This window comes from Streptomyces sp. NPDC045846 (assembly GCF_056431605.1).
On sequence record NZ_JBWKKJ010000006.1, the window covers coordinates 403,434 to 414,445 of the forward strand.

General features: G+C 72.0%; 8 protein-coding genes. 6 read left to right on the top strand and 2 right to left on the bottom strand.

What is annotated here, in order from left to right:
• The first annotated feature begins 24 nt into the window (after nt 1-24).
• The 4 genes from AC07F3_RS19730 (at nt 25) to AC07F3_RS19745 (ending at nt 5,183) form a co-directional block, all read left to right on the top strand.
• Nucleotides 25-1,134, top strand: coding sequence for a nitronate monooxygenase (locus AC07F3_RS19730; RefSeq protein WP_479115725.1), 1,110 nt, complete (start codon nt 25-27; stop codon nt 1,132-1,134).
• Nucleotides 1,131-2,681 (top strand): acyl-CoA synthetase, encoded by a 1,551-nt coding sequence (locus AC07F3_RS19735; RefSeq protein ID WP_479115727.1) that lies wholly within the window; start codon nt 1,131-1,133, stop codon nt 2,679-2,681. Before AC07F3_RS19730 ends, AC07F3_RS19735 begins: the two co-directional genes overlap by 4 nt.
• Before the next feature lie 73 nt (nt 2,682-2,754).
• On the top strand, nt 2,755-3,624 hold the full coding sequence (locus tag AC07F3_RS19740) for an RNA polymerase sigma-70 factor (RefSeq protein WP_479115729.1): 870 nt from the start codon (nt 2,755-2,757) through the stop codon (nt 3,622-3,624).
• A gap of 68 nt (nt 3,625-3,692) precedes the next feature.
• Nucleotides 3,693-5,183, top strand: a complete 1,491-nt coding sequence (locus tag AC07F3_RS19745; RefSeq protein WP_479115731.1) for an acyl-CoA synthetase — start codon at nt 3,693-3,695, stop codon at nt 5,181-5,183.
• A gap of 45 nt (nt 5,184-5,228) precedes the next feature.
• Here AC07F3_RS19745 and paaK read toward each other — a convergent pair whose 3' ends face one another.
• Nucleotides 5,229-6,518 (bottom strand): phenylacetate--CoA ligase PaaK, encoded by a 1,290-nt coding sequence (gene paaK / locus AC07F3_RS19750; protein WP_479115733.1) that lies wholly within the window; start codon nt 6,516-6,518, stop codon nt 5,229-5,231.
• Nucleotides 6,519-6,741: 223 nt separating this feature from the next.
• Here paaK and AC07F3_RS19755 point away from each other — a divergent pair, with 223 nt between their 5' ends.
• Nucleotides 6,742-8,265, top strand: coding sequence for an alpha/beta fold hydrolase (locus AC07F3_RS19755; protein ID WP_479115735.1), 1,524 nt, complete (start codon nt 6,742-6,744; stop codon nt 8,263-8,265).
• Nucleotides 8,266-8,282: 17 nt separating this feature from the next.
• Here the strand turns inward: AC07F3_RS19755 and AC07F3_RS19760 are convergent, their stop codons facing one another.
• The gene (locus tag AC07F3_RS19760) at nt 8,283-9,905 is read right to left on the bottom strand and encodes an acyl-CoA synthetase (RefSeq protein ID WP_479115867.1); all 1,623 of its coding nucleotides are present in this window, start codon (nt 9,903-9,905) and stop codon (nt 8,283-8,285) included.
• A gap of 166 nt (nt 9,906-10,071) precedes the next feature.
• On the opposite strand from AC07F3_RS19760, the gene AC07F3_RS19765 reads away from it, so the two are divergent.
• Entirely contained in the window at nt 10,072-10,872 is an 801-nt protein-coding gene (locus tag AC07F3_RS19765; protein WP_479115737.1) for a crotonase/enoyl-CoA hydratase family protein, read from the top strand.
• The last annotated feature ends 140 nt before the right edge of the window (nt 10,873-11,012 follow it).

Consider the following 11,012-nt stretch of genomic DNA (forward strand, 5'->3'; position numbering starts at 1 on the left):
CCCGGCTGCGGCATCCTGCGCCCCATGCAGACGGAGCTGAGCAAGAGACTGGGAGTCGAGCACGCCGTCTTCGGCTTCACGCCGTTCCCGGCGGTGGCCGCGGCCATCACCCGGGCCGGCGGCTTCGGTGTGCTCGGCGCGGTCCGCTACACGGCCCCCGACGACCTCGCACGCGACCTCGACTGGATGCAGGAGCACACCGACGGCCTGCCCTACGGCCTCGACGTGGTGATGCCCGCCAAGAAGGTGGAAGGAGTCGGGGAGGCCGAGATCGAGGCCATGATCCCCGAGGGCCACCGGCAGTTCGTACGGGACACCCTGGCCAAGCACCAGGTGCCCGAGCTCGCCGAAGGCGAGGCGTCGGGCTGGCGCATCACGGGCTGGATGGAGCAGGTCGCCCGCAACCAGCTCGACGTCGCCTTCGACTACCCGATCAAGTTGCTCGCCAACGCGCTCGGTTCGCCGCCCGCCGACGTCGTGCGGCGCGCCCACGACAACGGCGTGCTCGTCGCCGCGCTCGCGGGCAGCGCCCGGCACGCCCGCCACCACGCGGAGGCGGGCATCGACATCGTCGTCGCCCAGGGGTACGAGGCCGGCGGCCACACCGGCGAGATCGCCACCATGGTGCTCGTCCCCGAAGTCGTCGACGCCGTCGGCCCGTTGCCGGTGCTCGCGGCGGGCGGCATCGGCAGCGGCGAGCAGATCGCCGCCGGGCTCGCGCTCGGCGCCCAGGGCGTGTGGCTCGGCTCGCTCTGGCTCACCACCACCGAGGCCGAACTCCACTCCCGCGCGCTCACCCGCAAGCTGCTCGCCGCCGGTTCCAGCGACACCGTCCGCTCCCGCGCGCTCACCGGCAAGCCCGCCCGCCAACTGCGCACCGAGTGGACCGACGCCTGGGACGACCCGGCCGGCCCCGGCACCCTGCCCATGCCGTTGCAGGGACTCCTGGTCGCCGAGGCCGTCTCGCGCATCCAGAAGTACGAGGTCGAGCCGCTGCTCGGCACCCCGGTCGGCCAGATCGTCGGGCGGATGACCGCCGAACGCAGTGTCCAAGACACCTTCGACGACCTCACGCGCGGCTTCGAGCGCGCCGTCGACCGCATCAACCGCATCGCCGGGAGGGACCCCCGATGAACCAGCCGCCCAACGGATTCTGGGCCCAGGCCGCCGCCGATCCCGACCGCACCGTCCTCGTCGCCCCGGACGGCGAGGAGTGGACCGCGGGCCGGCTGCACGCCGCCGTCAACCAGCTCGTCCACGGACTGCGGGCCGCGGGCCTGGAGCGCGGCGACGCCTTCGCGGTGGTGCTGCCCAACGGCGTCGAGTTCTTCACGGCCTACCTCGCCGCCTCACAGGCCGGGTTCTACCTGGTGCCCGTCAACCACCACCTGGTCGGCCCGGAGATCGCCTGGATCGTCTCCGACTCCGGCGCCAAGGTCCTCATCGCGCACGAGCGGTTCGCCGAGGCGGCCACCGCCGCCGCCGACGAGGCGAAGCTGCCCGCCTCCCAGCGCTACGCCGTCGGCACGCTCGCCGGATTCCGGCCGTACGCCCAACTCCTGGACGGCCGGCCCGACGCGGTGCCCGCCGACCGCACGCTCGGCTGGGTCATGAACTACACCTCCGGCACCACCGGACGCCCGCGCGGCATCCGGCGCCCGCTGCCCGGAAAGCCGCCGGAGGAGACCTACCTCGGGGGCTTCCTCGCCATCTTCGGCATCAAGCCGCTCGACGACAACGTCCACCTGGTGTGCTCGCCGCTCTACCACACGGCCGTCCTCCAGTTCGCGGGCGCCTCCCTGCACATCGGCCACCGCGTCGTCCTCATGGACAAGTGGACGCCACAGGAGATGCTGCGCCTCATCGACGCACACGCCTGCACCCACACGCACATGGTGCCGACCCAGTTCCACCGCCTGCTCTCGCTGCCCGACGAGGTCAAGCGGCGGTACGACGTGTCGTCCATGCGGCACGCCATCCACGGCGCCGCGCCCTGCCCCGACCACGTCAAACGCGCCATGATCGACTGGTGGGGGAGCTGCGTCGAGGAGTACTACGCGGCCAGCGAGGGCGGCGGGGCGTTCGCCACCGCCGAGGACTGGCTGAAGAAGCCGGGCACGGTCGGCAAGGCCTGGCCCATCAGCGAGCTCGCCGTCTTCGACGACGACCAAGTGCGGCTGCCCGCAGGCGAGTTGGGCACGGTCTACATGAAGATGTCGACCGGCGGCTTCAGCTACCACAAGGACGAGGGCAAGACGAGGAAGAACCGCATCGGCGACTTCTTCACCGTCGGCGACCTCGGCTACCTGGACGAGGACGGCTACCTCTTCCTGCGCGACCGCAAGATCGACATGATCATCTCGGGCGGCGTCAACATCTACCCGGCCGAGATCGAGGCCGCGCTGCTGGCCCACCCGGCCGTCGCCGACGCCGCGGCCTTCGGCATTCCGCACGCCGACTGGGGCGAGGAGGTGAAGGCCGTCGTCGAGGTGGCCGACGGGCACGAGGCGGGCGACGCCCTGGCGGCGGAGATACTCGCCCACTGCGCACGGCAGTTGGCCGGGTACAAGTGCCCCAAGACGCTCGACTTCATCGCCGCGATGCCGCGCGACCCGAACGGCAAGCTCTACAAGCGGCGGCTGCGCGAACCGTACTGGGAGGGCCGCGACCGCGGGGTGTGAGCGGTCCGCTGGCGCCCGGGCCCGCCGTCGAGTTGAATGGCGCGGCAGCCGCCGGGGCCGGGAGGTAGACGTCATGACGGAGCACGCCGAGGAGTTCGAGGGCCACCGGCAGGTGCTGCTCGGGCTCGCCTATCGGCTGCTCGGCTCCCTGTGGGACGCCGAGGACGTCGTCCAGGACGCCTATCTGCGCTGGAGCCGGGTCGACCGCGCCCGGATCAGGGACCCGCGCGGCTTCCTGATCACCGTCGTCTCCCGGCTCGCCATCGACCAGCTCCGCTCGGCCCGGGTGACGCGCGAGGCGTACGTCGGACCGTGGCTGCCCGAGCCCGTGGCCACCGACGCGCTCGGCCCGCTGGACACGGCCGAGCTCCGCGACACCGTCGCCTACGCCACCGTCCACCTCATGGAGCGGCTCTCGCCCCCCGAGCGCGCCGTGTTCGTGCTGCGCGAGGCCTTCCAGCTGCCGTACGAGGAGATCGCGGACATCGTCGGCACGAGCGTGGCCAACTGCCGCCAGATGTACAGCAGGGCGGGCCGGCACCTGGCTGCGGGCCGCGACCGCTTCCCGCTCTCCGACGACGAACACGCCAAACTGCTCGCCCGTTTCCTCGAAGCGGCCCAGGGCGGCGACCTGAGCGCGCTCGCCGAACTGCTCGCCGAGGACGTCGTGGCCTGGAGCGACGGCGGCGGCAAGGTCAGGGCCGCGCTGCGCCCGGTCACGGGCCGCAAGAAGGTACTGGCCTTCATCACCGGCCTGCTGAGCCGCTACGAACTCCAGGCCTTCGAGATCCTGGACGTCAACGGCGGCCCGGCCCTTTCCATCATCGCCGACGGTCAACGGCAGATCGGTCTCGTCCGCTTCCGCGACGGTCTGATCGAAACGATCTACACGATCCGCAACCCCGACAAGCTCACGCACCTCGACGCCTCCGGCACGCCCTGAGGCGACGTGCCGGACGGCCGGGGCGCGCACGCCTTGACCCCGCCCGGCGGGCCGCCCAGGATCCAGCCATGGACGACGTACGCAGCAGCACCGTCGACGGCATCGTGCGCCGCAGCGCCCGCCGCACCCCCGACCGCACCGCCCTGCGCTACGCGGACCGCGCGTGGAGCTATGCCGAACTGGACGCGGCGGTCTCCACAGCGGCCGCCTTCCTCACCGCGCGGGGCCTGTCCAGGGGCGACCGGGTCGCCACCTACGGCCACAACTCGGACGCCTACCTCATCGCCTTCCTCGCCTGCGCCCGCGCCGGGCTCGTCCACGTGCCGGTCAACCAGCACCTCACCGGCGGGGACCTGGCCTACATCCTCGAACAGTCCGGTGCCGCCCTCGTGCTCGCCGACCCCGCCCTCGCCGACCGGGTCCCGGAGGGCTTCGCGCGCCACTCGCTGCGCGACGCCGCCGACTCGCTCCTCGCGGCCCTGACCACCCCCCTGCCGTACGAGCCCCGGGGCGAGCAGGGCGACGTGGTCCAGCTGCTCTACACCTCGGGCACCACCGCGCTGCCCAAGGGCGCGATGATGACGCACCGCGCCCTGGTCCACGAGTACGTCTCGGCGATCACGGCGCTCGACCTCGCCGCGTCGGACCGGCCCGTGCACGCGCTGCCGCTCTACCACTCGGCGCAGACGCATGTGTTCCTGCTGCCGTACCTTGCGGTGGGCGCGGAGAACACCATCCTGGACGCGCCCGACGCGGACCGGATCTTCGACCTGGTGGAGGCGGGCCGCGCCGACTCGCTGTTCGCGCCGCCCACCGTGTGGATCGCCCTCGCGGGCCACCCCGGGTTCGCCACGCGGGATCTCGGCGGACTACGCAAGGCCTACTACGGCGCCTCGATCATGCCGGTGCCGGTCCTGGAGCGGCTGCGCGAGCGGCTGCCCCGGCTCGCCTTCTACAACTGCTTCGGGCAGAGCGAGATCGGCCCGCTCGCCACGGTGCTCGGCCCGGACGAACACGAGGGGCGGATGGACTCGTGCGGGCGGCCGGTGCTCTTCGTCGAGGCGAAGGTCGTCGACGAGAGCGGCAAGGAGGTGCCCGACGGCACGGCGGGCGAAGTGGTCTACCGCTCACCGCAGTTGTGCGAGGGCTACTGGGATAAGCCCGCCGAGACAGAGGAGGCCTTCCGTGACGGCTGGTTCCACTCGGGTGACCTCGCGGTGCGAGACGCGCAGGGCTACTTCACCGTCGTCGACCGGGTGAAGGACGTCATCAACTCCGGGGGCGTGCTGATCGCCTCGCGTCAGGTCGAGGACGCGCTGTACACGCACCCGGCGGTCGCCGAGGCCGCCGTCGTGGGCCTGCCCGACGCACGCTGGATCGAGGCGGTCACGGCGTTCGTCGTGCGGCGCGGCGAGGTGACCGGACCCGACCTGATCGAGCACGCGCGGGAGCGGCTGGCCCACTTCAAGGCCCCCAAGCGGGTCGTGTTCGTCGACGAACTCCCGCGCAACGCTAGCGGCAAGATCCTCAAGCGTGAGCTGCGCGACCGCTTCGCCTGAGCCCCGCCGTGCGATCCCGATCGTGCCGCCCGCACCGCCGGGTGCTCAACGCCCCGGGCGCAGGTCGACGATCCGCTTGAACTTGCCCACCGAGCGCTCGATGGTCTCCGGGTCGACGACCTCCACGTCCACAGAGACGCCGATCCCGTCCTTGACCGCCGCGACGATCGAGCGCGCCGCCTCCTCGCGCCGCTCCGGCGCCGTGTCCGCCCGGGCCTCCACCCGCACCGTCAGCGCGTCGAGCCGTCCCTGCCGGGCCAGCCGCAGCTGGAAGTGCGGGGCGAGGCCCGGTGTCCGCAGCACGATCTCCTCGATCTGGGTGGGGAACAGGTTCACACCGCGCAGGATCACCAGGTCGTCACTGCGGCCGGTCACCTTCTCCATCCGGCGGAAGACCCGGGCCGTGCCGGGCAGCAGCCGCGTCAGGTCCCGCGTCCGGTAACGGACCACCGGCATGGCCTCCTTGGTGAGCGAGGTGAAGACGAGCTCGCCCCGCTCGCCGTCGGGCAGCACCTCGCCGGTGAGCGGGTCCACGATCTCCGGATAGAAGTGGTCCTCCCAGATGTGCAGCCCGTCCTTGGTCTCCACGCACTCCTGCGCGACGCCCGGGCCCATCACCTCGGAGAGCCCGTAGATGTCGACCGCGTCGATCGCGAACCGCTCCTCGATCTCGCGGCGCATCTCCTCGGTCCACGGCTCGGCCCCGAAGATGCCCACCTTGAGCGAGGTCGTCCGGGGGTCGACGCCCTGGCGCTCGAACTCGTCGAGCAGCGTCAGCATGTAGGACGGGGTCACCATGATGATCTCGGGGCGGAAGTCCTGGATGAGCTGGACCTGACGGGTCGTCATGCCACCGGAGGCGGGAATCACCGTACAGCCGAGCCGCTCGGCTCCGTAATGCGCGCCGAGGCCGCCGGTGAACAGGCCGTATCCGTACGCCACATGGACCTTGTGGCCGGGTCTGCCGCCCGCCGCCCGGATCGACCGGGCCACCACGTCCGCCCAGGTGTCCAGGTCCCGCTGGGTGTAGCCGACGACGGTCGGGCGGCCCGTCGTGCCGCTGGAGGCGTGGATGCGGCGGATGTCGGACTCGGGGACCGCGAACATCCCGAACGGGTAGTGGTCGCGCAGGTCGGACTTGGCGGTGAACGGGAAGCGGGCCAGGTCGGCGAGCGAGCGGCAGTCCTCCGGGCGGACCCCGGCCTTGTCGAAGGCCTCGCGGTAGAAGCCGACGCGGTCGTACGCGTGGCGCAGCGAGGCGCGCAGCCGGTCGAGCTGCAGGGCTTCGAGCTCCGGGCGGCTCAGCCGCTCGGCCGCGTCCAGCTCAGCTGCCATGGGTGCGCTCCCGTCCTCGCTCCGCCCTCGAAAGGGCGGCGAAATCGGACGACCGATCATTCGGTCGATCTGTCTCGCCTCAGTAATTCAGCCACTCCGGGCGCACGTCAAGGCCTGTGGACGACTCGGCCCCGCCCCTCGACGGCCGTACCCCGCCGTTCATGATCGCGCTGTGAGTGAAAGGCATTGCCCCGTTTGGCGGGCGGCTGTGAGGATCGGCCGCATGCCGATGTTCACGACGTACGACGGAACCGAGCTCGCCTACCACCTGCGCGGGGAGGGGCCACCGCTGATCTGCCTGCCGGGCGGGGCGATGCGCGCCTCCGCATACCTGGGGGACCTCGGCGGACTCACCGCCCATCGCCGGCTGGTCCTGCTCGATCTGCGCGGCACGGGTGACTCGGCGGTGCCCGACGATCCGGCGACCTACCGCTGCGACCGCCAGGTGGCCGACGTCGAGGCGCTCCGCGCGCACCTCGGCCTCGACCGGATCGACCTGCTCGGCCACTCGGCGAGCGGGAATTTGGCGATGCTGTACGCGGCCCGGCACCCGGAGCGCGTCGGCTCGCTCACCCTGGTCACCCCCGGCACCCGCGCCGTGGGCATCGCGGCGGGAGAGGACGACTGGCGGGCGGCGGTCGCCCTGCGCGCGGGTGAGCCTTGGTACGAGGAGGGCCGCGCCGCCTTCGAGCAGGTGTGGGCGGGCCGCGAGACCGAGGAGGTCTGGTCCGCCATCAGGCCCTTCGGGTACGGCCGGTGGGACGCGGCGGCCCAGCGGCACGAGGCCTCGACCGCGGCCCAGACCAACCGGGACGCGGCGCGCGAGTACTACGCGGAGGGCGCCTTCGAGCCGGAGGCGACCACCGCCGCGCTCGCCAAGCTGACCGCGCCGGTCCTGGTCCTCGCCGGTGCGTACGACGGGGGCCCGACGCCCACCCGCGCCGGCGAGTTGGCCGCGCTCTTCCCTCATGCCGAGGTCGCCGTCCAGCCCGGCGCCGGGCACTACCCCTGGCTCGACGACCCGGGCGCCTTCGTCCGCACCACCACCGCGTTCCTCGACCCTGACGTCCACACGGTCACCGTCGGCGGGGTGCGGCTCGCCTACCGGGTCCGGGGCGCCGAGTCCGCACCGCCCGTCGTTCTCGTGCACGGCCGGGGCGGTGACAGCCGGGACTGGGCCGAGATCGCCGAGGAGCTCGCGGGCACCCGACGGGTGTACGCCGTCGACCTGCGCGGCCACGGTCTGAGCGACTGGCCGGGCGAGTACTCCTTCGAGGCGTTCCGCGACGACCTGCACGGCTTCATGACCCAACTGGGCCTCGGCGGGGCCGATGTGGTCGCTCACTCGATGGGCGGGGCCGCCGCCGCGTTGCTCGCCGAGGAGGTGCCCGGACTGATCGGCCGGCTCGTCCTGGAGGAGGCGCCGCCGCTCTTTCCGCTGGACCCGCCGCGCGGCCCGGCGGAGCGCCCGGACGGCGAGCTCGGGTTCGACTGGTCCGTGGTGACGGCGATCGACGCGCAGCTGAACGAGCCCGACCCGGCCTGGCGCGGCCGGTTCGCCGCCATCGCGGCGGCGACCCTGGTGGTCGCGGGCGGTCCGGAGAGCCACATCGACCAGAAGAAGCTGGCCTGGATGGCCTCGCGCATACCGGGCGCCCGCCTCGTGACCATCGAGGCGGGTCACCTCGTCCACACCGAGAGGGCCGGTCAATTCCTGCGCGCGCTGCGGGAGTTCGGCATCGGGTGACGGCCGAGGCCCGCGTCTCAGCGGGCGTCGGCGTCCGCCGCCACCGTCCGTGCCCAGCGGTAGTCGGCCTTGCCGCTGGGCGAGCGCTGGATGCTGGGGGCGATCACCAGCTGGCGCGGCACCTTGTAGCCCGCGAGCCGGGTGCGGCAGTGCGTCTGGATGTCGTCCAGGGTGGGCCGGACCGCGCCGTCGCGCAGCTGCACCACCGCCGCGACATGGCTGCCCCACTTGGCGTCGGGCACCCCGGCCACCAGCGCGTCGTACACGTCGGGATGCGACTTGAGAGCCTGCTCGACCTCCTCCGGGTAGACCTTCTCGCCGCCCGTGTTGATGCACTGTGAGCCGCGTCCCAGGACGGTGACGATGCCGTCCTCGTCGACGGTCGCCATGTCGCCGAGCAGCACCCACCGCTCCGGGCCCTTCTGGAAGAAGGTCTCCGCCGTCTTCGCCGGGTCGTTGTAGTAGCCGAGCGGTACGTGCCCGCGCTGGGCGAGGCGCCCCGCCTCGCCCACCGCGACCGGCTCGTGCGTCACCGGATCCACCACCTGCGTACGCTCGTTGACCTCCAGGCGGAAGCCGTTCTCCGGACCCGAGTCGTCCGTCGCCTTCCCGTTGGAGCCGGACTCGGACGAGCCGAAGTTGTTGAGGATCAGCACGTTCGGGGCGAGGGCCTGGAACTGGGCCCGCACCGTCTCCGACATGATCGCGCCCGACGAGGAGAGGGTGAACAGGGAGGACAGGTCGGTGCCCCTGAGCGGGCCGCGCAGGGCGTCGACGAGCGGCCTGAGCATCGCGTCGCCCACCAGGGACACGCTGGTGACCTTCTCCTTCTCGATCGTGCGGAGCACCTCCTCGGGCACGTACTTGCGGTGGATGACCACCCGCTGGCCGTAGTCGAAGGCGACGAACGAGGTCAGCGTCGAGGTGCCGTGCATCAGCGGGGGAGCGGGGAAGAAGGTCAGGCCCGCGCCGCCCTTGGCGACCCGCTCGGCCAGTTCCTCGGGCCGCTTCACCGGCTCGCCCGCCGGGTCGCCGCCGAACAACCCCGCGAAGAACAGGTCTTCCTGACGCCACATCACACCCTTGGGCATGCCGGTGGTGCCGCCGGTGTAGATGATGAACAGGTCGTCGGCCGAGCGCGGCGCGAAGCCCCGCTCGGGCGAGCCCGCCGCCTCTGCCTCGGTGAACGCCGTGGCGGGCAGGGCCGGGGCGCCGTCCAGGACCGGGCCGACCCGGACCAGGTGCCGCAGCTTCTCCGTCCGTGGAAGGGCGCCCGCCACCCGCTCGGTGAACTCGGCGTCGAAGACCAGCGCCGCGAGATCGGCGTCCCGGTAGAGGTAGACCAACTCCTCTTCGACGTAGCGGTAGTTGACGTTGACCGGGACGAGGCGGGCCTTGAGGGCGGCCAGCACCGTCTGGAGGTACTCGACGCCGTTGTAGAGGTGCAGTCCCAGGTGCTCGCCGGGCTTGAGGCCCGCGTCGATGAGATGGTGCGCGAGCCGGTTCGCCGCCTCGTCCAGCTGCCGGTAGGTCAGCCTGCGTTCGGCGCCCGTTCCGGGATGGTCGACGTACACGAGCGCCTCGCGGTCCGGGACCACGTCGACGACGGACTCGAACAGGTCGGCAAGGTTGTACTCCACCATTCCTCCTGACACCGGCCCCGACGGACTCGGGGGTCATCAGAGCAAAGCCGTGCACAACTGGGAAGGGGTGCCGCGGAAGAAATCTGACTGCCTGTCAGAAAACTATTGAACTGCCACCGCCGCTACTGCAACCTGTTCTAGGTCTTGAGACGGGAGGACGGCAATGGGCGGTACGGAACACCTCGCCGTGCGGCGCGAGGACGCCACACTGGTGCTCACCCTGAACCGGCCGGAGGCGAAGAACGCGCTCTCGCTGCCGCTGCTGGTGGGCCTGTACGACGGCTGGCTGGAGGCCGACGCGGACGACTCGATCCGGTCGGTCGTGATCACCGGGGCGGGCGGCGACTTCTGCGCGGGCATGGACCTGAAGGCGCTGTCCGGGGGCGGGATGGAGGGAGACCAGTACCGGGACCGGCTCAAGGCCGACCCCGACCTGCACTGGAAGGCGATGCTGCGGCACCACCGCCCCCGCAAACCCGTGATCGCCGCGGTCGAGGGGTACTGCGTCGCGGGCGGCACCGAGATCCTCCAGGGCACGGACATCCGGGTCGCGGGGGAGGGCGCCACCTTCGGGCTCTTCGAGGTGAAGCGCGGCCTGTTCCCCATCGGCGGCTCGACCGTCCGCCTCCAGCGGCAGATCCCGCGGACGCACGCGCTGGAGATGCTTCTGACGGGGCGGCCCTACGGGGCGCGGGAGGCGGCTCGGATCGGGCTCATCGGGCACGTGGTGCCGGACGGGACGGCGCTGGACAAGGCGCTGGAGATCGCCGAGCAGATCAACGCGTGCGGGCCGCTGGCCGTGGAGGCGGTCAAGGCGTCCGTGTACGACACGGCCTCCCTGAGCGAGGACGACGGGCTCAAGGCGGAGCTGGAGCGGGGGTGGCCGATCTTCGCCACGGCTGACGCGAAGGAGGGGGCGAGGGCGTTTGCCGAGAAGCGGGCCGCCGTCTTTCGGCGGGCCTGAGTCTTCCCCACCCCGCCCCTTCCCGAGACCCTCCGGGGGAATCCACCGGCTGCTGCCCGGTGGGTGGTCCCGGGGCTCTGCCCCGGACCCCGTTCGCGCCTTGACGGCGCTCGTCCTCAAACGCCGGACGGGCTGGGGGT